Annotated in this window: 21 protein-coding genes; 12 read left to right on the top strand and 9 right to left on the bottom strand. The window is 46.5% G+C overall.

What is annotated here, in order from left to right:
- Positions 1-12 precede the first annotated feature (12 nt).
- Entirely contained in the window at positions 13-999 is a 987-nt protein-coding gene (locus QMG91_RS17330) for a cytochrome-c peroxidase (protein ID WP_281827894.1), read from the bottom strand.
- 763 nt (positions 1,000-1,762) lie between these two features.
- Between QMG91_RS17330 and coaBC the strand changes: the two genes are divergently transcribed.
- The 3 genes from coaBC (at position 1,763) to lpxL (ending at position 4,650) form a co-directional block, all read left to right on the top strand.
- Positions 1,763-2,965 (top strand): bifunctional phosphopantothenoylcysteine decarboxylase/phosphopantothenate--cysteine ligase CoaBC, encoded by a 1,203-nt coding sequence (gene coaBC / locus QMG91_RS17335; RefSeq protein ID WP_281827896.1) that lies wholly within the window; start codon positions 1,763-1,765, stop codon positions 2,963-2,965.
- Between the two features lie 148 nt (positions 2,966-3,113).
- A complete protein-coding gene (gene slmA / locus QMG91_RS17340) occupies positions 3,114-3,704 on the top strand; it encodes a nucleoid occlusion factor SlmA (protein ID WP_004405494.1) in 591 nt (196 codons plus the stop codon).
- Between the two features lie 7 nt (positions 3,705-3,711).
- Positions 3,712-4,650: an LpxL/LpxP family Kdo(2)-lipid IV(A) lauroyl/palmitoleoyl acyltransferase gene (gene lpxL / locus QMG91_RS17345; protein WP_281827899.1), complete on the top strand. Its 939-nt coding sequence runs from the start codon at positions 3,712-3,714 to the stop codon at positions 4,648-4,650.
- Between the two features lie 74 nt (positions 4,651-4,724).
- Here the strand turns inward: lpxL and pyrE are convergent, their stop codons facing one another.
- The 3 genes from pyrE to QMG91_RS17360 all read right to left on the bottom strand — a co-directional run bounded on the left by pyrE (position 4,725) and on the right by QMG91_RS17360 (position 6,517).
- On the bottom strand, positions 4,725-5,366 hold the full coding sequence (gene pyrE / locus QMG91_RS17350) for an orotate phosphoribosyltransferase (protein ID WP_022605216.1): 642 nt from the start codon (positions 5,364-5,366) through the stop codon (positions 4,725-4,727).
- A 105-nt stretch (positions 5,367-5,471) separates the two neighbouring features.
- On the bottom strand, positions 5,472-6,188 hold the full coding sequence (gene rph / locus QMG91_RS17355) for a ribonuclease PH (protein ID WP_281827902.1): 717 nt from the start codon (positions 6,186-6,188) through the stop codon (positions 5,472-5,474).
- 188 nt (positions 6,189-6,376) lie between these two features.
- Positions 6,377-6,517 carry a hypothetical protein gene (locus QMG91_RS17360; RefSeq protein ID WP_281827904.1) on the bottom strand — a complete coding sequence of 47 codons (141 nt, stop codon included), beginning with the start codon at positions 6,515-6,517 and terminating at the stop codon, positions 6,377-6,379.
- A 135-nt stretch (positions 6,518-6,652) separates the two neighbouring features.
- Between QMG91_RS17360 and QMG91_RS17365 the strand changes: the two genes are divergently transcribed.
- Positions 6,653-7,885, top strand: a complete 1,233-nt coding sequence (locus QMG91_RS17365; RefSeq protein WP_281827906.1) for a hypothetical protein — start codon at positions 6,653-6,655, stop codon at positions 7,883-7,885.
- A gap of 151 nt (positions 7,886-8,036) precedes the next feature.
- Positions 8,037-8,903 carry a YicC/YloC family endoribonuclease gene (locus QMG91_RS17370; RefSeq protein ID WP_281827908.1) on the top strand — a complete coding sequence of 289 codons (867 nt, stop codon included), beginning with the start codon at positions 8,037-8,039 and terminating at the stop codon, positions 8,901-8,903.
- A gap of 62 nt (positions 8,904-8,965) precedes the next feature.
- Here the strand turns inward: QMG91_RS17370 and QMG91_RS17375 are convergent, their stop codons facing one another.
- Together QMG91_RS17375 and QMG91_RS17380 are read right to left on the bottom strand one after the other, a co-directional pair.
- A complete protein-coding gene (locus QMG91_RS17375; RefSeq protein WP_223095565.1) occupies positions 8,966-9,241 on the bottom strand; it encodes a hypothetical protein in 276 nt (91 codons plus the stop codon).
- Positions 9,242-9,513: 272 nt separating this feature from the next.
- Positions 9,514-9,786, bottom strand: a complete 273-nt coding sequence (locus QMG91_RS17380; RefSeq protein WP_281827911.1) for a hypothetical protein — start codon at positions 9,784-9,786, stop codon at positions 9,514-9,516.
- 277 nt (positions 9,787-10,063) lie between these two features.
- On the opposite strand from QMG91_RS17380, the gene QMG91_RS17385 reads away from it, so the two are divergent.
- The 7 genes from QMG91_RS17385 (at position 10,064) to trmH (ending at position 18,049) form a co-directional block, all read left to right on the top strand.
- Positions 10,064-11,971, top strand: coding sequence for an LTA synthase family protein (locus QMG91_RS17385; protein WP_281827913.1), 1,908 nt, complete (start codon positions 10,064-10,066; stop codon positions 11,969-11,971).
- A 90-nt stretch (positions 11,972-12,061) separates the two neighbouring features.
- Positions 12,062-13,069: a dTDP-glucose 4,6-dehydratase gene (rfbB, locus tag QMG91_RS17390; protein WP_281827915.1), complete on the top strand. Its 1,008-nt coding sequence runs from the start codon at positions 12,062-12,064 to the stop codon at positions 13,067-13,069.
- Positions 13,070-13,133: 64 nt separating this feature from the next.
- Positions 13,134-14,012 (top strand): glucose-1-phosphate thymidylyltransferase RfbA, encoded by an 879-nt coding sequence (rfbA, locus tag QMG91_RS17395; RefSeq protein WP_281827917.1) that lies wholly within the window; start codon positions 13,134-13,136, stop codon positions 14,010-14,012.
- A gap of 186 nt (positions 14,013-14,198) precedes the next feature.
- Complete coding sequence (gene gmk / locus QMG91_RS17400; protein ID WP_004405946.1) at positions 14,199-14,822, top strand: guanylate kinase; 624 nt, start codon at positions 14,199-14,201, stop codon at positions 14,820-14,822.
- A 59-nt stretch (positions 14,823-14,881) separates the two neighbouring features.
- The gene (rpoZ, locus tag QMG91_RS17405) at positions 14,882-15,154 is read left to right on the top strand and encodes a DNA-directed RNA polymerase subunit omega (RefSeq protein WP_004405947.1); all 273 of its coding nucleotides are present in this window, start codon (positions 14,882-14,884) and stop codon (positions 15,152-15,154) included.
- A 34-nt stretch (positions 15,155-15,188) separates the two neighbouring features.
- The gene (gene spoT, locus QMG91_RS17410; RefSeq protein ID WP_004405948.1) at positions 15,189-17,312 is read left to right on the top strand and encodes a bifunctional GTP diphosphokinase/guanosine-3',5'-bis pyrophosphate 3'-pyrophosphohydrolase; all 2,124 of its coding nucleotides are present in this window, start codon (positions 15,189-15,191) and stop codon (positions 17,310-17,312) included.
- Between the two features lie 50 nt (positions 17,313-17,362).
- Positions 17,363-18,049: a tRNA (guanosine(18)-2'-O)-methyltransferase TrmH gene (gene trmH, locus QMG91_RS17415; RefSeq protein ID WP_004405949.1), complete on the top strand. Its 687-nt coding sequence runs from the start codon at positions 17,363-17,365 to the stop codon at positions 18,047-18,049.
- Positions 18,050-18,074: 25 nt separating this feature from the next.
- On the opposite strand, the gene QMG91_RS17420 is transcribed toward trmH, so the two are convergent.
- From QMG91_RS17420 to QMG91_RS17430, 3 genes are read right to left on the bottom strand one after another with little or no spacing between them, the layout of a single operon-like run.
- Entirely contained in the window at positions 18,075-18,461 is a 387-nt protein-coding gene (locus QMG91_RS17420; RefSeq protein ID WP_281827921.1) for a VOC family protein, read from the bottom strand.
- Positions 18,462-18,499: 38 nt separating this feature from the next.
- Positions 18,500-19,309: a helix-turn-helix domain-containing protein gene (locus tag QMG91_RS17425; RefSeq protein ID WP_281827922.1), complete on the bottom strand. Its 810-nt coding sequence runs from the start codon at positions 19,307-19,309 to the stop codon at positions 18,500-18,502.
- A gap of 60 nt (positions 19,310-19,369) precedes the next feature.
- The gene (locus QMG91_RS17430) at positions 19,370-24,997 is read right to left on the bottom strand and encodes a non-ribosomal peptide synthetase (RefSeq protein WP_281827924.1); all 5,628 of its coding nucleotides are present in this window, start codon (positions 24,995-24,997) and stop codon (positions 19,370-19,372) included.
- Position 24,998: the final 1 nt, after the last annotated feature.

Raw genomic sequence — 24,998 nt, forward strand, 5'->3', positions numbered from 1 at the left:
ATCTGACCGAGCTTAACCTACGTCTGGTCTTGGTGTATTCACCGTTGAAGGTGGCAGTGCAGGCAGTACCACCTTGGGTTGATCCCCAGTTAAAGACTTAAGGAACTCGGTAATCTTAGTCGCTTCTCCATCCGTTAACGGCTGACCTAACTGGATGTCTGCCATTGTTTTCACCGCTTGTTTGAGATCCCACTCTGAGCCGTCGTGGAAGTATGGGTAAGTCAATTCCACATTTCTAAGAGTCGGGACTTTAAACACGAAGCGATCAAAGTCGTTCCCCGTTATCGCTTTTCGTCCTTCATCTGGGTTGTTGGTTTCAAACGGCTTCACCAAGCCCATTTTTTGATACATCTGCCCACCCAAAAGAGGTCCTGCGTGACAAGCGGTACAGCCTTTCTGTTTAAACAAGGCATATCCTTCTTTCTGTGTATCTGTCAGAGCGGTTTTGTCTCCTTTTAACCACAAATCAAAGGGAGCATTCGGGGTTCTCAGTGTCTTCTCAAACTCCGCAATGGCAATCGTCACCTCATCAATATCAAATTCCTTCTTACCAAACGCTTCTTTAAATAGAACTTGGTATCCCGGAATGGATTTAATGGTATCGACCGCCAAAGTATGGGTAAACGCCATTTCTTTTGGGTTTTCAATAGGGCCTGCAGCCTGAGCTTTGAGATCCTCCGCTCTTCCGTTCCAGAACTGCACAAAGTTCAGCTCGGCATTAAGAACAGTGGGAGAATTAATAGGACCGATTTGCCAGCCATGACCAATAGAGCTGGGAAGGTTATCTACCCCTCCAGTCGCGAGGTTATGGCAAGAATTACAAGATATGGCGTTTGATTTGGACAAACGTGGGTCAAACCACAGCTTTTTTCCCAGTTTCACCAAGGATGGATTTAAGCCTTCAACAGGTTCTATCGGTTGAACAGGCTCCTGTGAAGACACTTGGGCTTGCACGCTAAGCGATAGCGCGCTCAATGTTACCAGTGCTTTTATTTTCATTGTTGTCTTCCTTAAATTGCCCAAACATTGTCTGTTTGGTATTCCGACATCACATAGGTGGCAGCAAGTAAACACCTGACAACACAGCTTGTTTTACAAAAACCACACTATGTATGAGCCATTAAAAATAAGTGATGAAAAAAAGAACAACGCAAAAAATCGATTGGATTTATCGACAAATTAGATGAATAAATGAGCATTTGCTTATTTATCTTCAATTTCAGTCAATTAATCACATGCACCTGTGTAGTTCTCATTAATGAGTCAGAAATTTATCTCAACCTTTATTGATTAAGGTCAAAATATAACCACATGAAAAATATACGGTTCAATACCAAATATTGACCTCAATAACCCAGAAAGAAAGCGAACAACAAACTGTCAGGTCTTATAGACAACTTCATAGCTCTGAGATTTAAATGACTGGGATTCACACCAGCGCTCGCGGGCTGCGGTAGATATGGTAAGGTTGATACCCAAACTGCCTGAAGACGCTATATTCAGCGAGAAGGACTTGGCTTTCAGACAAGACATCGATTTGAAGATCTAGTGGTTCTAAATCTAAAATCGATAACGCAGTATGAAAGCCAAGTAAACTCGCCCTTGGGAGCTTATCTTCTGTCCCATTTCGTCGTCAAAGAGCTTGGAAAGGACTCGTCATTCCACTTCGCTCTTTTTCTAGAACTGAAACAGAAGATAGAGCTCTGAATCAGGCGTCTCCAGGCAGTTTGGGTATATACAGGAATAGCTTGAGAAACAAAACATGCAGACATTAGCTGGAAAGAAAATACTGTTAGGGATCAGCGGCGGGATTGCTGCTTATAAATGTGCAGAGCTGACGCGTCGATTGACTGAACGAGGTGCAACGGTTCAGGTTGTAATGACTAAAGCAGCCAAAGAGTTCATCACGCCACTCACTATGCAAGCCGTCTCTGGAAGACCGGTTTCCGACAGCTTGCTAGACCCTGCCGCCGAAGCGTCGATGGGTCACATTGAGCTGGCAAAGTGGGCGGATCTTGTATTACTTGCCCCTGCCACCGCTGATCTTATTGCTCGTATGGCTGCTGGCATGGGGAACGATTTACTGACGACATTAGTACTCGCAACCGACGCACCTATTGCAGTATCCCCAGCGATGAACCAGCAAATGTATGCCAATATAGCCACTCAAACCAATATTCAGACACTCGCCGATCGAGGAATGCATATTTGGGGACCCGCTTCTGGTGAGCAAGCCTGTGGGGATGTAGGTAAAGGTCGAATGCTTGAACCAATGCAATTGGTTGGGCTCTGCGAGGAATTTTTCACACCTTCTGAACTTGCAGGCAAAACCGTCGTAATCACCGCAGGCCCCACTCGCGAAGCGATCGACCCGGTTCGATACATCTCCAATCACAGCTCTGGAAAAATGGGCTTTGCCATTGCAGATGCTGCAGCAAAGTTGGGAGCCAATGTCACCCTAATTAGTGGTCCTGTTTCTTTGACCACCCCAGCAGGCGTGCAAAGAATGAATGTCGACAGTGCCGTCGAGATGCATCAAGCCGCGCTTGAACAAGCTATAAAGAGTGACGTGTTTATCGGCTGCGCCGCCGTGGCCGATTACCGCCCGGAATCTGTTGCCGATCAGAAAATTAAGAAGACTGATGACAGCGACAGCATGACCGTCACCATGGTGAAAAATCCAGATATCATCGCTTCGGTAGCACAGCTTTCAGAAAACAGACCATTCACCGTCGGCTTTGCCGCCGAAACGCAAGACGTTGAAACCTATGCTCGCCGCAAACTTTCAAAGAAAAATCTCGATATGATTTGTGCGAACGACGTGTCCATCTCGGGGCTTGGTTTCAATAGCGACAGCAATGCGCTCCACCTATTCTGGCAAGACGGCGATAAGATATTACCAACCACCAGCAAAACTGAACTTGGTAAAGCATTGATGAAAGAGATTGCATCGAAATTGAGCTAATCACCAAATTCAGTGGTATTAAATGACTACTGAAAAATGCGATTTTCTCTATTCAGCGAAAATCGAGACTTCATCTCTAGCCTACTCTGCAAGCTGGCGCTAAAATGCTGGCTTGTAAATTTTCTGCCAAAATTAAGGAATGGACTGAATGACCGGCAACCGAAAATCCAATCGTCGTGAAGAAATCCTGCAGGCACTGGCTGAGATGCTGGAATCCGCTGATGGGGCATCCCGCATTACCACAGCTAAACTAGCCAAGCAGGTAGGCGTCTCAGAAGCCGCGTTATACCGTCATTTCCCAAGCAAAGCTCGCATGTTTGAAGGGCTAATCGAATTTATCGAAGATGCTCTGATGTCACGTATCAACCGCATCCTTGATGAAGAAAAAGACACACTTCAACGCATTCGTCTCGTCATGCAGCTCATTCTGGCATTTTCGGAACGCAATCCGGGTCTCACACGTATTTTATCTGGTCACGCTCTGATGTTTGAAAATGAGCGTTTAAGAGAACGCATCAATCAACTATTCGAGCGCATCGAAACTCAGCTTCGCCAGATCCTACGTGAACGCAAATTGCGTGAAGGCAAATCTTTCCCGGTGGACGAAAGCATCCTTGCGACTCAGCTACTTGGTCAGGTTGAGGGAAGCCTAAACCGCTTTGTCCGTTCCGATTTTAAGTATCAGCCAACCGACAATTTTGAGGAATACTGGGCACTACTTAGTGCGCAGATTCAGTGATTCATTCATGAAAGAATTCGAAACTGCCACCTTCCACAAAGGTTTACTCCACCCTCGATACTGGCTTGTCTGGTTTGGTTTTGGGCTGCTTACCCTAATTGTGACGATTTTTCCTTACCCGGTCCTTAAGAAATTGGGGAGAGGTCTGGGGAAGCTTGTTGCACCATTGATAAAAAAGCGCGCCAAAATCATCCGTAAAAACCTTGAGCTTTGTTTCCCAGATATGGAAGAAGCGGAAAAACAGCGCATTACCGATGAGGTCTACAAGAATTCTGGTCTCGCTTTAATCGAAACGGGTATTGCCTGGTTTTGGCCGACATGGCGATTTAAACGCATCATCAACTTCAAGAATCATCAGCATGTTCTTGATCTTGAAGCTCAGGGAAAAGGTGTACTGGTGGTGTGTACTCACATGCTAAACCTTGAAATCACCGCACGCGCCTTTAGTTTGTTTGCCCCAGGGTATGGGGTATATCGACCTCACGAAAACCCAGCGGTGGATTTTATTCAGAACTGGGGGCGCACTCGTTTTGGCCATCAAATGGTGGATCGCGAAGATGTACGCGGCATGGTACGAGTCCTGAAATCAGGTGGACGCTTGTGGTACCTGCCGGATCAAGATTACGGCAGTCAGAATTCCGTGTATGTCCCCTTCTTTGCTTATGACAAAGCTTGCACCCCCTCAGGGACCGGGTTTCTGGTAGACATGGGTAAATGTGCAGTTATTACCGCTTCCAGCCTTCGTGATGGTAACCAGTACTGCCTGGAAATCGACAGCGATATCAGTGCCAACTTCCCGCGCCGGGATCCAGAAGGCGCAGCCGTTGTGATGAACCATGCTATAGAGAAAGTCATTACACGCGGTATGGACCAGTACATGTGGATGCACAGACGATTCAAAACCATGCACGACGGCAGTGAACGCGGACATCTTTACAACGATTAACTCTTTGTAAAAAATCAAAAAAGACAGCCAAGGCTGTCTTTTTTGTTGTCCAGAAAGTGACTAACTTTGGTTAGTTAAATTCCATATTCTGCTCGGTACGCTTTTACCGCTTCAAGCTGCTCAGGGTTACCACCCTTCTCTTCCAGGTAAGTAATTAAATCTGTCAGGCTGACAATTGAGATCACTGCACAACCAAAGTCGCGTTCTACTTCTTGAATGGCAGACAGTTCACCTTTGCCTTTCTCTTGACGGTCAATCGCGACCAGAACACCCGCTAAGTCTGCACCGTTGGCTTTGATGATTTCCATCGACTCACGAATCGCTGTGCCTGCAGTAATCACGTCGTCCACCAACATGATACGACCTTCAAGTGCACTACCTACCAGGTTACCGCCTTCGCCGTGATCTTTGGCTTCTTTTCGGTTAAAACAGTATGGCGTGTCCACATCGTGGTGATCAGCCAATGCTACCGCGGTTGTTGTAGCGATAGGGATCCCTTTATATGCAGGACCAAACAACACATCAAACTCAATACCCGAATCTGCCAATGCAGCCGCGTAGAAGCGACCCAGCTTTGCCAAATCACGCCCAGTATTGAATAAGCCAGCGTTGAAGAAGTAAGGGCTCTTACGACCTGATTTTAAAGTAAACTCACCAAACTTAAGCACTTCTTTCTCTAGTGCAAACTCAATAAAATCACGCTGGTATGCTTTCATTTTTCGCTCTCTAATGATGGTTATAATCGAAACCAAGTAAGGTGAATGCCTTCTCCGGCTTCTGCTCAAAAAAATAGCCCCTCAATGAGGAGCTACCTTTCAAAATCAATTCTCTAACGCTTTTTTCTGCGTTTCTACAATGGTGCCAATACCGGTCTTCGCCAGTGCCAGCAGCTCAAGTAATTCTTCGTGGCTGAACGGTTCGCCTTCTGCGGTGCCCTGAACTTCGATCATACGACCATCTTCTGTCATGACCACGTTCATATCCGTGTCTGCTGCGGAATCTTCAACGTATTCAAGATCGCACAGCGCCTTGCCTTCGACCACACCAACCGACACTGCAGCCACATGCCCTTTCATCGGGCTGGCTTTCAGTTTGCCCTGGTCAATCAGGTGTTGGAATGCATCTGCCATTGCAACGCTTGCACCGGAAATAGACGCGGTACGCGTTCCGCCATCAGCTTGAATTACATCGCAGTCAACGGTAACCATAATTTCGCCCATGGCTTCCAAATCAACTACTGCGCGTAGGCTACGAGCAATAAGGCGCTGGATTTCCATCGTACGTCCACCTTGCTTGCCACTCGCCGCCTCACGACGGTTACGAGTGTGCGTGGCGCGAGGCAACATGCCGTATTCAGCTGTCACCCACCCTTTACCCTGACCTTTCAGCCAACGAGGTACGTTTTCTTCCACACTGGCATTACACAGTACTTTGGTATTGCCAAACTCAACCAGCACAGAGCCTTCTGCATACGCTGTGTAGCTACGAGTCATTTTGATTGGGCGAACTTGGTCCGCAGCGCGATCGTCTGGACGCATGGAATCTTTACCTTATAAGGGAGGCGAATCGGATTGGGAGCAAAGTATATAGGAAATCGCTCGGGCTGCCTACCTGTATGGCGTGTTAAGAGGGAACTAAACATCTTGTCGATTATGTTTAGCCAGATCGCTTAGTGAGTCTTTCCAATAATGGTAATTTTGTGTGCACAAAAAAACACCGTTTGTTTTCAAGCTAGTGCGAGGTACTCAATGAAAAAATTCCTTATTTTAGCGATAGCAGCGTCGCTTTCCGCATGTGGCGGTGGCAGTGATGACTCAGGCTCTTCTTCAAACAAAAACTCTTCTAATAACAAATCATCTTTCAACATACAAAGTCGTCCTGATATCGCTCTTACAGAAGCTCAGATCAGCCAGTTAAGATCTGAATCATTCAGTGCTCTCAACCAAACTGGTTTCAAATCACCAAAACACTTCGAATAAATTGCGGAATAAGGAAAACCCACATGAATAAGACAACCTTAGCTTTGCTTATTGGTGCTTCCATAGTGAGTGTCACCTCTTTTGCCAGCGAGCTGAATAACTTACAGGGCTACTACAAATCGAAAGCTTCCATTAGCCATACAGCCAAGAAAATTCAGCAAAACAAAGTAGAATTTATGAACTTGGATGAGGCTCTAAAAACGCTTTCACCAGGTAACTCTCCTCAAACACTTCGCTCGATTTCTGATATCGCCAATGGCAAAGGGCAAGTCTATCTGGACACTTACAAGAAGTTTAATCTGAGTAACAAAGTGTGTGTGGTTAGCAAAGCCGGAGCAACGGTCGCTTTCGAAGCCAACGATGGCGACACTAGCTGCTCATTTAACGCAGGGAAAGTGTCAAAAGCGATGGCGAAGTCCAGTAAGGGGCTGACTTTCTACCAACAATTTGGCACAGGTTCAAACGCACAATATTCAATAGACAGAATCAGTGCTGATGGTTCAAAACTATCGTCTAGTTTCTTGTTTAGCTTTAAGGGTCAACTTGTTGGCGAAGTTGCGATAGTTAATAAAGCACTAAATTCCGGGCTTTACACGGTTGAACATTATTCTGACTATGGATCAGCGGATGGTGATAAATACGCATACAAAGCCTACCAATGGACAAATGAATTTAGCGAAAGCTCTGACGCAACAGTAAACACATTTTCGCAATTGTCAGCGACGAATGTTCCTCCTTATTACTGGGCAGCAACAGATACCGTGAAAAAAGTACCCGTGACGTCAAATGCCGAGCACTTCACCGTATCGCAAGTTCAACAGTTCCAGCAACCTGTCTCGGGTGGCGTAGCCATTAAATATAATTACTCTGCAGCCGATCCTGGTGACCTCATTGCCTACATTTTTAACAATGAAAATAGACTGGTTGGATTGAGTCCTGATGCTTGTACGATTAAACAAATTGCTGATGGAAAATCGCCAGTGGTTTGGTACAAAGGCTGGAACCGAGGGACAAGCTGTGGATCTGCTGGAGCGAATTCAGAGAAAGTATCTTCAACCACTTTGCTAAATGATGCGAGCAAAGCTATTCCTGTCAACACTCTTCAGTCCAGTGCAAAGACAGCCATCGAAGCAGTTGGAAACTTGTCGACATCAAATTCACAAATGACAGACCAGCAATTCAATGCATTAAAAGTTAAGTACGAAAGCGCATTAAAAACGTTCTCTAACTTTAACAGCCTTGAATTTTGGAAATAATTTACCCAAAAGGTTCATCGAAAGGCAGCACTGGCTGCCTTTTTCTTTAAGCTAAATTTGAAGCCTTTGGTCGTCTATCCCTGTTGATGCACAACTGTGCTACTATACCGCCCATTCGACATTTTCATCTCCGCGAGCAAAGGATAATTCAATGATCTACAGCATGACTGCTTATGCACGAAAAGAAATCAAAGGTGACTGGGGCAGCGCAGTTTGGGAGATTCGCTCCGTAAACCAGCGTTATCTGGAAACTTACTTTCGATTGCCAGAGCAATTTCGAGGTCTTGAGCCCATCCTGAGAGAGCGTTTTCGTAAGAAATTGGCGCGCGGTAAGGTGGAATGTCACCTGCGCTTTGAAGCTAATCCAGCAGCCAAAGGTGAGATCACTATCAATCAAGATTTGGCTAAGCAAGTGATCAATGCTGCAAATCAAGTGATGTCGATGACGGGCGAAGAAAGCCGCATCAATCCTTTCCACGTGATGAACTGGCCAGGCGTGATGGAAACACCAGAGCAAGACATGGACGCTATCAATAAAGAATTGCTTGGCGCATTTGATGAAGGCTTGAAAGACTTCATTGATGCTCGTGGACGCGAAGGTGCGAACATGAAGGCGCTTATCGAACAGCGCCTGGAAGCCATCACTGAACAAGTCGTCAAAGTACGTTCTCGAATGCCAGAAATTCTAGAGTGGCAACGTGAGCGTCTGCTATCTAAATTCGAAGAAGCAAAAATTGAGCTGGACGGTTCTCGCGTTGAGCAAGAACTGATTCTACTGGCTCAAAAATCCGATGTTGCCGAGGAACTAGACAGACTCGATTCACACGTAAAAGAAGCCAATAACATTCTTAAAAAAGGCGGTGCATGTGGTCGTAAACTCGACTTTATGATGCAGGAGTTCAACCGCGAATCCAACACCCTAGCCTCTAAGTCCATTAGCACCGACATCACGGCATCTGGTGTGGAACTGAAAGTGCTGATCGAACAAATGCGCGAGCAGATCCAGAACATCGAATAAATCAAACAATAAACGGGTCACTAATTATAGTGACCTGTTTTCATTAGAGGTGTTCGTTTCGGCTACACACCAAGCTTTTCACAGGCTTTAGCGCTTAAATGCAACCCTAAGAGTAATACAGCAAACGTTGCTACTCCAACAATGAACATCATGACGACAAACTCTATGTTTCCGGTTTCACTGGCTGAGGCAGAAAGATCAATACCTATTATTTCCGCACCAATATGCGCTGCCAGCATACCGGCTGCGCCAGTAAAAAAACTTACAGGTATGAGAAGCAAGTGTCTCACCACTCGTTTAAATAAAGAATCAGCTTCTAATGTATATATGTGTTTCATATTAAGTAACCACCTACAAGTGCTTAAAAAGTACACCTCGCTCCAACATTAAAACTTCCGCTTCCAGAATCACCTGAGCTATTTGGGCTTGTATGTCAACTAACAAACATTGGTGCCTGCCTTGCAAATGAACGTCACCGACATCACGGCATCTGGTGTGGAACTGAAAGTGCTGATCGAATAAATGCGCGAGTAGATCCAGAACATCGAATAACAAGAAGGGAGAGATCGCTAAAATAACGACCTGTTTTCATCGGGCACATTGGTTTCAGCTACACATCAAGCTTTTTACACACTTTGCCGCTTAGATATAAACCTAATAAAAATACAGCGAATGTTGCTACACATCCAAAAAACAATGCGACAAACCCAATGTTTCCAGTTTCACTGGTAGGGGCAGAAAGATCTATACCTATCAATGACGCAACATAATGTGCTACTAGCATACCAACCGCTCCAGCCAAAAAGCTAACTGGTATTAAGAAAAGATGCCTCACCACCCGCTTAAAGACAGTATCAGCTTCCAATGTATAAATATGTTTCATGTTGTCCCTAAAAAACAAACGATCCTAACCTAACTATTTAAAAAAACGTCTTTTTTCGTTGCTACTACTGTGATTTGGGAGTGACTCCACACATTCTTGTACCTGAAAATGTGTCTAACTTAGTCAGTCATGCAAGAAATTACTTTGTCAAAGAGACAGGTTGAGAGATTTTGTTTTTGTTCTGGTAATCTATGTGAAACTTTTTCAGGCAGTTAACTCATAATACGAACTCTGGCCTTACTTACTACGCGAATACTGACCACACCCCGAGTAGACAATGATAAGAAACATCGTAAAACTCTTTCTATTCTTCTTGCTGACGGCATTTTCCAGCAAACTGATTTTTCTATCCGCTGCCAGTTATATTCCTATCGGCATTTTCAGTGCAGATGGCGTTCTAAGTTTGCTCTACGGATTGAGATTTGATGCCACCATCGCAGCATTGCTCACCGCCCCTGCTGCATTAGTCTTATTGGTATTGAACTTTATTCGCCTGGATATGCGCTGGGCAGTACGCTTATGGGCGGCGCTTGCATCTTTATGGATCATCGGCACCACAGCATCTGACACTATTTATGCTGAAGATGCGCGAAAACACGTCACCTTTGAATTGTTTACGGCTTCAGGTCTGGTGGATTCCGTACTGATTACCGCTTTCACTTTATATTACCCTCTCATCATTCTGGGGTTTATGCTAAGCGCAGTGTCAGTTTCCATTGTCTGGCGTATCCGTTGGGTCAATATGAAAACCAGCCGCCTCACTGTTGGCAAATACACGTTGGCAACTTTGTCTTACTTAGTTCTTACCGTCACTTTTATCCGAGGTGGTTGGTTTGACGCCCCTCAATCCCCGATGAGTGCCTATAAGATTGGTCACAACGATCAGGCGTATCTGGCGTGGAGCGCTCCCTACAGCGTGACCTACTATCTAGCGAATGGAAAACACAAGTCGGTTTCACGCGTAACAGCAAGCCCAGATGAATCCGTGCAAGAGGCATTTAAAAACGCACTCAATCATGAGACCCGACCGAATATCAGTAATCTGAAAAAAGCGAATGTCGTCTTTATTTTACTGGAGAGCTGGGTTTCTATAGACATGAATAGTGAGAATCCCGCTCATCACTCCACACCGTTTTTCGATGAGCTGCGCACTAAGTCTCTGACTGCAGATGCCATGTATGCCGATGGCTATCGCACTGTTCAAGGTGTGTTTGCCAGCATGTGCAGCTTCCCGAACCCAAATGGTGGTATCGTGGCGGGCACACATCTTCAAAACAGCAAATATAAATGCTTGCCGCATATGCTTCGTGAACAAGGCTGGGATACCCGTTTCATTCAGGGAAGCGGAAAAGGGATCGTAGGAGCTTATTCTCAGTCTCTTGGGTTTACCGAGTCTTACGGTAAAGAAGACTTTGACTTTGAAGCGCCTCATAACGAATGGGGATTCCAAGACGACAGCATTTATCGCTTCTCCATGGATCGAATCAAAGAAATTCAGAACAGCGATTCTGACTCACCATTTTTCGTCACGATAAATACAGGCACCACCCATGGCTCGATTCTGCCAAACGAAAGTGATTATACTTTTGGTAAAGAATCGATGCCTGAACTTCGTCGCAGCACCATGCATTATGCCGATCTTGCGTTAAAAGACTTCATTAAGGAACTGCATGAAACGGTGAAAGAGCCGACTTTGGTGGTCATGATGTCGGATCATACCGCGAAGATTGTCGAGCCAGGTCTAGCCAAAAACTCTATTCCGTTCCTTATCTACGCGAATGACGGCAGTGTACCGGCTCTGCACCACAAAACCGCAGTATCTCAGCGGGATGTTGGTGCGACGATACTTGACTGGCTTGGGGGTTCCGCTCCTTGGTTTACCGGCAGTTCATTACTGGATGAAAACTTTAACGGGCAATCGAGCTTCTCAGACGGCAGCCTGTTCTTTTGGGTAGATGGTAAAAACATGGTGACCATTGAATCCAGCAATCATGAATTACAACAGTGTTTCCATATCCAGAAAGACACCGTGACTTTACAAAAAGCCGACTGTTCAGAACCTTGGGTCGAGCCTTTATACCAACAAGGTCGAGATTTTAATGCCCTTACCCAAGAACTTCTGTTCAACGGTGAGACAACCCAGTATCGGGATATATTCAGTCAACAAAGACCAAGTAGCAATTGAATACTAGGACGACAAACATAGAATCTAGAGAATAAGCAGAGGACACTGTTCTTTGATATACCCAAACTCCTAATATACGGTGGTTATTTTATGACATTCTTAGTAACAGGCGGAGCTGGATTCATTGGTTCTGCTGTCATCAGGTATCTTATTGAAAATACTAGCAGCACCGTCATCAACGTCGATAAACTTACCTACGCTGGTAATTTAGATTCCGTGAAATCGTTAGAGAACTCACCTCGCTACCATTTTGAAAAATTAGACATATGTAATCAGCATGAGCTCCTGAAAATATTCAACGAATACCAGCCAAGTGTAGTTTTGCACTTAGCAGCAGAATCACATGTAGATCGCTCTATAGATAACCCCGTCTCATTCATCCAAACTAACATAGTTGGGACATATTCCTTACTAGAGGTCTCTCGACATTATTGGGAGAACTTGAACAAAGAAAAGAAAGATAAATTTCGATTTCATCATGTTTCTACTGATGAAGTTTATGGAGATTTGGCGTCAACTGATGACTATTTCACGGAAACAAGCTCCTATAAGCCCAGTAGTCCCTATTCTGCTTCAAAAGCATCTAGCGATCATTTGGTTAGAGCGTGGCAACGAACCTATAGCCTACCTACCCTGATAACCAACTGCTCGAACAATTATGGACCATACCAGTTTCCTGAAAAACTCATCCCACTAGTTATCTCTAACGCATTGAATGGTAAACCAATACCGATTTACGGAAATGGTTTGCAGATTCGAGATTGGTTGTACGTTGAAGACCATGCCAAAGCACTTTACAACGTCGCAGTAAAAGGTGTTGTAGGTGAGACATACAATGTTGGTGGTAACAATGAGAAAACAAATATTGAAGTTGTAGAATCAATATGTGAGTTACTTGAAGACTTGGCACCAGACAAACCATTAGGCATAAATAAATACAAAGATCTTATAACCTACGTATCTGACCGCCGAGGTCACGACCAGAGGTATGCTATCGATTCTAAGAAGATTCAAAACGAACTTAGCTGGTTTCCCGAACATACATTTGAACAAGGTCTCAGAAAGACAGTTAAATGGTATTTGGCTAAAAGGGTCTAGACATTATTTCGAAACAGAATTTCATACCACTTTCTTACAACACTTGGCTTGGGTAACTATCAAAATGAAAGGTATTATTTTAGCTGGAGGCACTGGGACTCGTCTCTTCCCATTGACAAAAGGAATCTCCAAGCACCTTCTGGCAGTTTACGACAAACCAATGATCTATTACCCAATATCGACTCTCATGCTCGCCGGTATTCAGGAAATATTGATCATAACAGCCCCTGAAGATTTGAATAATTTTAAACGTTTACTTGGTGACGGAGAAAATTTTGGAATAAAAATTGAGTACGCTTGTCAGCAAAAACCAAATGGGATTGTGGAAGCATTTATCATTGCCGAAGAATATATCAATGGTGATTCAGTTTGCTTGATACTAGGAGATAATATTTTTTATGGTCAGTCATTTACAAATATACTCTTAAACGCTCAGAAGCTAAGTACTGGTGCCACAATTTTAGGTTATCAAGTAAAAGACCCTGAACGATTTGGTGTGGTAGAGTTTAATGAGGATTTGAAAATACTATCTATCGAAGAAAAGCCAGTTAAACCAAAAAGCAACTATGCCATTCCCGGACTTTATTTTTATGACAATCAAGCCGTTAGTTTTGCCAAGACAATCAAGCCATCTTCAAGCGGAGAGCTTGAGATAACTAGCCTCAATCAAATTTATCTAGAAAATGATTCTTTGCAGTTACAACTACTAGGTCGCGGCTTCGCGTGGTTAGATACAGGGACTCAGGAAAGCCTTCATGAAGCATCTTCATTTGTGCAAGCTATAGAGAATGTACAAGGTTTAAAAATTGCGTGTTTAGAGGAAATTGCCTGGCGCAAAGGCTGGCTTACGAGAGAGAGAATATTAGAGATAGCAAAGCCTATGTTAAACTGCGAATACGGGCACTACCTAAATTACATAGTAGGCAATCAAAGTCTTGAATAAAATTCACTTTTCCTTTTTTGGGAAAGCGTAAGAATTAGTATTAACCTTACGTACGGTCAAAGCAAAGACAAGCATTGAGATGATCGAACAAAAAATGCTATCCTTTCGCCCCATTTTTTAGGCATCTTATCCTACTGTGATTTAAACTTGCAGGCAGGTAACCAGGAATCAACAAGCGGAATTTTCATGGGTAAAGGTACGTTATACATAGTGTCAGCGCCAAGCGGTGCAGGTAAATCTAGCTTGATTTCAGCGTTGTTGGAGAAAAACCCAACCTACGCGATGAAAGTCTCTGTATCTCATACGACTCGTGGCATGCGTCCTGGTGAAGAAGATGGTGTCCATTATCACTTTGTCAGCAAAGATAAGTTCGAAGAACTGATTGAGCAGAAAGCGTTTTTGGAATACGCCGAAGTATTCGGAAACTACTATGGTACATCACGCCCGTGGATTGAAGAAAACCTGGAAAAAGGCATTGATGTGTTCTTAGACATCGACTGGCAGGGCGCGCGTCAGATTCGTGAGCAAATGCCGCTGGCTAAGAGCATCTTTATTCTTCCACCTTCAAAAGAAGAGCTGGAACGTCGTCTTAACGCACGCGGTCAGGACAGCGAAGCTGTGATCGCCAAGCGCATGAACGAAGCACAATCTGAAATTTCTCATTACAATGAGTATGATTACGTCATTGTAAACGATGACTTCGACACCGCAGTGGTCGATTTCAAAGCGATCCTTCGCGCTGAACGCCTGAAGGAAGACAAACAAGCCGCTAAATACAGCAGCATGTTAACAGCGCTATTGGCCGAATAAGCTATTAGACTGTATAATTTCTCGTCATATTAAATTTTTAGTTAAATATTGGAGTCCTCATGGCACGCGTAACTGTACAAGACGCTGTTGAAAAAATTGGCAACCGTTTCGACTTGGTTCTGATTGCGGCACGCCGCGCTCGTCAAATGCAAACTGGCGGCAAAGATTCACTAGTGCCAGAAGAGAACGATAAGCCAACGGTTATCGCACTTCGCGAAATCGAAGAAGGTCTTATCACGAAAGAAGTTCTGGATGCTCGCGAGCGTCAAGAACAGCAAGAACAAGAAGCAGCAGAACTGGCGGCAGTTAGCAGCATCGCTCACAACCGTTAATCGCTCCACTTCATAAAAATTCCGGGCCCGTAATTTGTATCTTTTTGAAAGCCTAAAAGAAGTTGCCCAAGAATATCTGACAGAGCCTCAACTTGAGGCTCTGAGTCGATCTTATGTGGTAGCAAGAGACGCCCATGAAGGGCAAACCCGCTCTACTGGCGAACCGTACATCATTCATCCTGTTGCAGTTGCACGTATCCTCGCAGAAATGCGCCTTGATAACGAAACCCTGATGGCAGCCCTGCTGCACGACGTTATCGAAGATACCGAAGCCACCAAAGAAGATTTGGAAGAACAGTTTGGTACCACGGTAGCCGAGCTGGTCGACGGGGTATCTAAGCTGGATAAGCTTAAATTCCGCGATCGAAAAGAAGCGCAAGCCGAAAACTTCCGTAAGATGGTGCTCGCCATGGTTCAGGATATCCGCGTTATCCTGATCAAACTGGCTGACCGCACGCACAACATGCGCACGCTGGGAGCGCTTCGCCCCGACAAAAAGCGTCGTATTGCTCGTGAAACTCTGGAAATCTATGCTCCATTGGCGCACCGTTTGGGTATCCACAACATCAAAGTGGAGCTGGAAGAGCTTGGGTTTGAAGCCCTCTACCCCAACCGCTACCGCGTTCTGAAAGAAGTGGTGAAAGCGGCTCGTGGTAACCGTAAAGAAATCATTCAGCGTATCCACTCTGAAATTTCCGGTCGCCTTGAAGAAATGGGGCTTGAAGCACGTGTCTTTGGTCGCGAGAAGAACCTGTTCTCCATCTATAACAAGATGCGCACCAAAGAGCAGCGTTTCCACACCATCATGGATATCTACGCATTTCGTGTCGTCGTCGATTCTGCTGACATGTGTTATCGCGTACTCGGGCAGGTTCACAGCTTGTACAAGCCACGTCCGGGCAAGATGAAAGATTACATTGCGGTCCCTAAAGCCAATGGCTATCAATCTTTGCATACCTCGATGGTTGGTCCTCATGGTGTGCCGGTTGAAGTGCAGATCCGTACTGAAGACATGGACCAAATGGCAGACAAGGGTGTCGCGGCACACTGGTCTTACAAATCCAATGGTGATAAATCCGGTACAACGGCGCAAGTGAAAGCCCAGCGCTGGATGCAAAGCTTGCTAGAACTTCAGCAAAGTGCTGGTAACTCTTTCGAATTCATCGAAAACGTAAAATCTGATCTGTTCCCAGACGAGATTTACGTCTTCACGCCGAAAGGTCGTATCGTTGAGCTTCCTGTTGGCGCAACTGCCGTCGACTTTGCTTATGCGGTGCACACCGACGTAGGCAACATGTGTGTTGGTGCGCGCGTTGATCGCCAACCATACCCGCTCAGTAAATCACTGAAAAACGGTCAGACCATTGAGATCATCAGTGCGCCGGGTGCTCGCCCGAACGCTGCCTGGTTGAACTATGTAGTGACTTCACGTGCTCGTACGAAGATCCGTCAGGTTCTGAAAACCATGCGTCGTGAAGAGTCCATTACCCTTGGTCGTCGATTACTCAATCACGCATTGGGCGACAACTCGATTTCAGACATCAAGCAAGAGAACATTGATCACGTACTGGCAGAGCTAAAAGTGGAATCGCTCGACGATTTGCTGGCAGCTATTGGTCTAGGTGAATTGATGAGTATTGTGATTGCGCGTCGCCTGTTAGGTGATGTGGATGAACTGACGGAAACCGAAAGCTCCGATCCGAAGAAAGCCAAGAAGAAACTGCCGATTCGTGGTGCCGAAGGTATTTTGCTGACCTTTGCCAACTGTTGTCACCCAATCCCAGACGATCACATCATTGCGCACGTCTCTCCGGGTCGTGGCTTGGTGGTACACCGTGAAACCTGTCCAAACGTTCGTGGTTATCAGAAAGAACCGGATAAATACATGGGCGTCGAATGGTCGAACGATTACGATCAGGAGTTCATTACCGAACTTCAAATCGACATGCAGAACCATCAGGGTGCACTAGCCGCACTGACCAGCGTGATTTCCCAGACGGGTTCAAACATCCATGGCATCTCGACTGAAGAGAAAGACGGACGTTTGTACACCATAACCGTACTGCTGACGACCAAAGATCGAGTCCACTTAGCTGGCATCATGAAGCGCATTCGCGTTATGCCACAGGCAACCAAGGTTCGCCGTCGCAAACATTAATTGCTTTAAAGCCTCTTCTCTCATGAGAAGAGGCTTTTTCAGAGTTTCTTATGAATTTAGACCGTTACCATCGCATTCAAACCGTGCTTAAAGCGCGCCAGCCAGATTTAACCTTGTGTCTGGAAGAAGTCCACAAACCCAACAATGTCTCCGCCATCATCCGCAGTGCCGACGCCGCAGGCGTTCATAAAGTACACGCTGTGTGGCCGGATCCGAAAATGCGCACCTTAAGCCATACCTCTGCAGGAGCAAGAAACTGGGTTGAAGTAGATACCCACGAGTCCATTGACGACGCAGTAGGCGTATTGAAAGGTCAGGGCATGCAGATTCTGGCAACCAACCTGTCAGACACGGCTGTGGACTTTCGTGAAATTGACTACACCAAACCAACCGCAGTTATTCTAGGCGGCGAAAAGCATGGCATCACCAAGCACGCTCTATCCATGGCGGATCAGGACATCATCATTCCTATGGTCGGTATGGTGCAGTCTCTGAACGTATCGGTCGCCAGTGCGCTGATCTTGTTTGAAGCACAGCGTCAACGCCAGAATGCGGGGATGTACGATCGCAGTGAGCACGCCCTGCCAGAAGAAACCATTCATCGAATTCTGTTTGAACGAGGGCATCCGGTATTGGCGAAAGTCGCCAAGCGCAAAGGGCTACCTTACCCTCCTCTTGATGAAGAAGGCCAAATCGTGGCTGATGAAGCTTGGTGGGCAGAAATGCAAAGAAAGTAGCCATTGGGCTACTTTCTTTTTATACCTACTGAGACACGTGCTCAACAACATCAATTCTAAAGCCTGCCGGGTCTTCCACCATAAAATGTATCTGCCCCCAGACTTCTTCTTTTAAAGGCATCGCCAGCGTGAGATTATTTCCCATCGCCCACTCATAAGCCGTTTGTGCACTCGCCACCTCCAATGAAATCACATACCCATCCTTGCCCATTTGAGGATGAAGAAACTCCGGTTGTGTCGCATGGGAAGGGACCAAGAACCCTAGTTGAATGCCGCTCTCCGACACAAGATGCAAATAGAATTCAGGGTCATAAAACACGGCTGTAAACCCAAATGTCGCTTCATAGAAGTGTTTGAGCGCTTCCAGATCATTCGCCACCATCACTGGAAACATCGCTTGTACATCAATCATCACTCTCTCCTTGTTGTAGTAAACAAGTTCAGTGTGAATTAATCGGACTCTTCTGAATTGTACAAAACGGACATATTGCGAAACTGCGGATAGGTCATTCCCATAAAGCGCTGGCAGTCGCGAATAAAATGGGACTGGTCGTAATAGAAGTCCGCCCAGGCATTCTCCTCTTGGGTATGTTCGATCTGCTTGATTGCGTGTTGAAACCGCATGACTTGCTGAAACTCTCTTGGAGACACACCGAGATGATGTCGAACTACCCTTCTGAGCTGACGCGATGATATTCCAAGTTCCCGACAGAGCGCATCAGAAAGTGCCATACTGCCCGCCGTTGCCCGGGAGAAATTAAGAAAGTTCGCTAAACGTGAGTCGATAACACTAGGCGAAGCGACTCGCGTAAGCCATTGCGTGATGGCACCACAACGCGAATAGAAGTCTGGATTTTCCACCAGAAAACGTTGAACTGCATCACTGTAGTCCGAAGGAAGCAAATCTAATACTGATAGCCCCTGAACTTCACTTGCCCAACTTTCCAGCGGATGAGCCGTTAATGCTTGATAGCCCAAGAGTTGAAAACGCACACCAAAATAGGAAACGGGACCTTCGAGCTGAAATGGATTTGCCGATAAAAACGGAGGAATGAAAACGCTCTCCTGCGGGTTGTCTACTCGCGTTATCCAGTCCACACAATTATCTGGAATGCTGTGGTACACATACCGACCACAGGGCACATTCAATTGCCAGAAGCTTTGCACTATCTGCGAAACTGGCTCTGGCGGCACTAATGTCTGATACCCATCCTGAATGTGCACATTACCTTGAATGGGGTGGTAGTTCGAGGAAGCCACGGCATATCCTTATTGCCTCAATAGCTATAAATCTACCTCAAACCCCACCCTTTTCCTAACTTAGGACGCAGTGCTCTCTTTCATTGAAGTTGACCGAATCCCCTCTGCTACTGGTAATTCGTCAGGAATCACATCAGGCAAACGCTGCTCCATCAACCTCAGCGGGCGATACAACAAACTTGCAATCCCCCATAAAACAGCAAATGCCCCGAGACCCGCCAGTAATATGCCAACACCAAGCCCTTCCCTTTCCCCCAATGCAGAGGAAATCAGCTCAGCCACTGGTGAATCGCCATAAACAAATGGCTCTACAACGTGCTCTGCCATGTAGCCAATCACAAAATACGCCAACGGCATCATCGACCAGGACATCATCTGGTTCGTGGCGATGACTCGCCCTTGAAGTTCCAGCCCCACTTTCACTTGAATCAAACATTGCCAGTGGGCGTTAACAAGCGCCAGTGACATACCGATACCGAAAAAGCCAAGCATTAAGAAGAACTGCTGCGCCATCAAGCCTGCGATCATCATCGACACGCCAGTCAGAAGGGTAAATCCAATCATTCCGTGGGCTCTCAATCTGGTGCCGCCCCAGATCCCCATCAGCAATCCACCAACCAACTGACCAATGCCATCAAACGCCAGAACTCGTCCTAGCAAATCGGCTTCACCGACCGATAAAATCAAGGGTGTGCCAAGCACCATAATGGCACTGAACGCAAAGTTATAGACGGCGAAGAAAATAACCATGGCAACCATTTCTTTGCGTTGCAGAATGTATTGCCAGCCTTCCATGATTTCCTGAACCAGCGGCAACTCACGTTTTTTGAACATCCGATTAGGGAACCGAATCAGCAGTAATGTCGTAAACGCCACACAGAATGCTGCGATGTCGAGCATCAGCACGTTTCTCAGCCCTATTTCCAGGAACAGATACCCACCCGCAAAGACAGCGATCACCTGACTGGTGGACGAAGCCAACTGAGCCAGACCATTAGCTCGTCCCAGATAGCGCTTGGGTACCAGCTGGGCAATGGTGGCGATATAGGCGGGTCGCTGAAACGCTTGCCCTATCGAACTGATGGCAACAACGGTGTAGATCTGCCAAATCTGAAGCTCGCTGGTGGTTATCATAAAGAAGATAAAGAGCGTACCGCAGACAGAAATGGTGTCGCTGAGCATCAGAATGATCCGCCTGTCCCAGCGGTCGACCAGTGCCCCGGCAAAGGGCAACATCAGAATACCGGGCAATAGGGCAAACACAGAAATGTACGCAAACTCGGTCACCGACCCCGTTTGCAAATACACCCAGGTGCCCAATGCAAATGCCGTTACTCCGGTGCCCAGCATCGACATAAATTGCCCAAATACGATGATGAAAAACAGCGCTAGGCTGGGATTGGTCTCTTGCTCCGCTCGCTCGCCTTGTAGCCAACCACTAAAAGAGAAGCTTTCCTGACTTTTCGAATGCCCCTTCTCCTTTGGTTCACTATTGGGATGGTGCTTATCCGACTGCCATTTGGTTATCTGACGGTCTAAGATTCGGCTCAGCTCATGGGGCTGATGTTTAATGAAAAAGTGCCCTGCGTCTGGTAATACTTCCAAATCCACATCCGAAGAAAATGCCTGCCAGTCTTGGTGTCTCTCTTCAAAAAACTCCGTACTCTTGTCCTTATCTCCATAGATAGACAGAATCGGCGCCTGAATTTGGTACTGTTCAGGAGATAGGTTCGCTTGAGTGTAGAAATCCTCCGCATCACTGACATCCTGCCGCATGGCCGACATCATAAAATCGAGCTCGTCTTCTTCTAACGATTCAGAAAAGCCCCCTAAAGACAGAATGGATTCAAATCGAAGGCGATTGGAGACCAGACGGTCAAACGGAATCCACTGCCTCAAGGACTCTAAAGCGGCAAAAGGCAGTCGAGGGAATGGGAAGGTCGCCCCCAAAAACACACCGTGAACCTGTCTTCCCTGAGACTCCAGCCTGCGAGCAATCTCCAGCGTCAGAGCGCCTCCGACACAATGACCGAGTAGGTACACGTCCCCTTCAATGCCACTCAGGATCTCTTCTACGCACTGCTCAGCTATCTGAGGCAATGGCATAAGCGATTCATCCGCTCTTGCGAAGTCGTGCCCTGGGAAGTTTAAGGCGTATAGAGAAAAGTCATCCGGCAGGCAACTGGCAAGAGGCTGGTACGCAATCGGGCTTCCACCACCATAAGGGACACAGATCAGCTGTTTTTTCTTAGTTTTGCTGCGTTTTAAGCAGTGAAGTAACCCAGAATGTTCTTCTTCACCCTCACCTTCCAGATACGTCGCCAAGCCAACAATGTTTGGATGCCTAAACAAATCCGTTACGGTTAGTTTTCGAATTTGCTCAAACTCAGCATGTTCTGAGAGCGCCCGATTCAGCACGCTGATCATCCTGATGGCAGCAATGGAGTTACCACCAATATGGAAGAAATTATCCTGCGTGCCGACACGTTCGATACTCAAAACATCTTGCCAAGTGCTCACAAGCAATTGCTCTAGCAGGGAATCTGGCGGTGTATATACATCCACGGACAGCCAAACAGGTTCGGGAAGCGCTTTGCGATCCAATTTGCCATTGGCAGTGAGCGGTACATCCTCAATGGCGGTAAAAGTGGACGGCACCATATATTCTGGCAATTGTTCTGTAGCGACGGTTTTCAGAGTTTCAAAGTCACACTCGCCATTGCCTTCTGGTACCACATATGCCGCCAGTGTTTTTACACCATTGCGCTCAACATCAATGACTACCGCATGCTTAACCGATGGTTGCTGACAAAGCAGAGTCTCGATTTCACCCAACTCAACTCGGTACCCTCGGACTTTTACCTGAAAATCTTTGCGCCCTTTGAATTCGATGTACCCATTTTGATTCCAGCTTCCTAAATCACCCGTACGGTAGAGCCGACCTAACGTTGGATGATCAAAGAACTGCGCCTCACTGCGAACCGGATCTTTGTAATACCCTTTGGCAACACCCACTCCGCCGATATGGATTTCTCCAGTCGCGCCAACGGGGCAATGACCACCAAACTCATTCAGTACCCACATCGTTTGGTTAGGCATGGCCAAGCCATAGGGAATGCTTGTCCAGTCGGGTTTCACTTCTTCAATTGGATACCAGATGGACCAGATACTGCCTTCTGTTGCTCCGCCTAGAGAGACAGGAGACACTCCAGGAATCAAGCTTTTAAGCTGATTTGGGAGTTGAAGAGGGATCCAGTCGCCACTCATCAGCACCACTCGAAGAGTACGAAGTTTGTTGGCAGTCAGTTCTGCCTCTTCCGCCAGAAGCTGTGCGAGCTGAGGAACGGAGTTCCAGATGGTCACCTGATGTGCTTCAACCAGATCTGCCCAGCGGCTCGGGCTCTGAACCTCCGACTGGTCTGGGAACACAATGGCAGCACCCGTCGCTAAAGTGCCAAACAGATCGTAAACAGACAGATCAAAGCTCAAATCCGACAAGGCCAATACCCGATCGTGCGCCTGAACATTGAAAGTCTGGTTCACCGCTTCAATGGTATTCATGGCGCCATCGTGGCTGATCACCACCCCTTTGGGTTTTCCCGTGCTGCCAGAGGTAAAAATAACGTATGCCAGCTCCTCCGGTTGCACAGTGGGAAGTGATTTTTGCCAGTTTTCAGGCGCAGGCTGTGATATCGCGTCATCAACAAGAATAAGCTGGTAAGCGTTCAGCCAATGCGGGTCGGAGCTTTGCTGGGAACCTTCTGCCATTTGAAGCTGATGATATTGCGCTTTTGAGATCACCAATCGAGATACGCCACCAGCTTGCAATACATCGTGAAGACGAGATGCCGGCCAGGCGACATTAAGCGGCAAATAAGCCGCACCGACAGCTATGATCCCCAGAGTAGACACCACCTGCCGTTCGCTCTTCTCGGTCAGTACCCCGATCAGCTCTCCCCTTTGAACACCAGATTGAGTCAATACATGAGTCAGGGACAACACATGCTGGCTTACTTCCTGATAGCTGTAATCCCCTTCGGATGAGATAACCGCCGTGGCATTGGGATGGTTCTCTGCCTGCTCAAAGAAACCTTCAAACAGATTACGCGATGGGTAGTCCGCCTCAGTTTTGTTCCAGTTGTTCAACAGGGTATGCTTTTCTTCTTCTGAGAGAATATCGATTTGTCCCAGTGCCTGCTGGCTGTTTTCAGCGAACCCGTTCAGCACACACATGAAAACCTTGATGAAACGGTGGATAGACACTTCATCAAACAGGCTAGTTGCGAAATTGATGCTGCCGTAGATGTCGTCTTCACCGTCATCCAGATACATGCTCAAATCGAATTTAGCGGGGTTGGTTTTAGAGCGAACGTCGTCAAACTGAGCTTGTCTGAAGGGCAAAGGGTTCTCTTTCAGCCTTTTTTCACCAAAGCTTTGCACCGCAAACATCACCTGAAAAACAGGATGTCGGGACATGTCCCTTTCTACGTTCAGCGCTTCAACCATTTGCTCAAATGGCAGGTCCTGATGCCCTTTAGCATCAAAAACCGTTCGATGAACGTCAGCGATAAAGTCTTTAACACTCTGCGACAGAGATACGTCTGCGCGCAAAGGCAGAGTATTCACAAAGTACCCAATCAGATTCGATACCTGAGGGTAATGACGGTTGTCAGAAGGGGTTCCCACGATAAGACTTTTCTGCCCAGACAACATGGCTAACGTCGTGTAAAAGCCACTAAGGAGCACGGTGTACAAGGTAGTGTCTCGTTCGCGAGCGAGCTCTCGTAACTGACGAGACAGATCCCCTTCAAAGGTAAACACGACATCTTGCCCGCGATAATCCACACTGGCGGGTCTCGGGCGATCCGTAGGCAGAGCCAGATTTTCTACATCAGAAAGTTGCCGAGTCCAGTAAGCGAGCTGCTTATCTAAGTTGTCACCTTGAAGATGCTGGCGTTGCCACAAAGCATAGTCACTAAAATCCAGGACGGGCTCAGCAAGATCTGGGTGCTGCCCAGAATGATAGGCTTGATAGACAGGTGCCAACTCATCAAGAAATACATCTGTCGACCAGCCATCAAAGGCGATGTGATGCCAAATCACCAGCAAGTAGTTTTTTTCTGCGCCAATATACCGAATCAGCCGCATCGGTGGCTCAGCAGTCAAATCAAACGGCTGGGCAATCTCGGTATCGAATGTCTGCTTTAATGACGTATCTTCGGGCAGAACCTCTACTTTGATAGAGGCAGCCTCGTTTAAGTGATGCACATACGGCTGATCTTGTTCATCCGACAGATAGACAGAATTCAGTACCGTGTGGCGCTCAGCCATAAACTGAAACGCCTGCTCCAACGCCGGTAGGTCAACATCATCATTGAGTTCAAACACGTAAGGAATGTGGTAGGCATCAGTACCCTGTTCAAACTGCTCAATGAAGAGCATTCTTTCCTGAGAAAACGAAAGCACATTGGGCTTTGACGGCAACCTGAGTATCTCTCTTTCCCAGAAATCGTACTTGGAGGCGACTTTATTCAACTGGAGCAACGCCAATAATTCAGGTTTACTGGCTTTGATTTCATCCAGCAATTCGGGGCACGGCTTGTCACCAGAAAACGCCAGCTTAATTGCTTCGTCTTCGACCCAGACCGACATATTGCTGGCTTTGATTCGATTGACTAGCTCATACATA

Source organism: Vibrio nigripulchritudo, assembly GCF_027924785.1.
GTDB lineage: Bacteria > Pseudomonadota > Gammaproteobacteria > Enterobacterales > Vibrionaceae > Vibrio > Vibrio nigripulchritudo.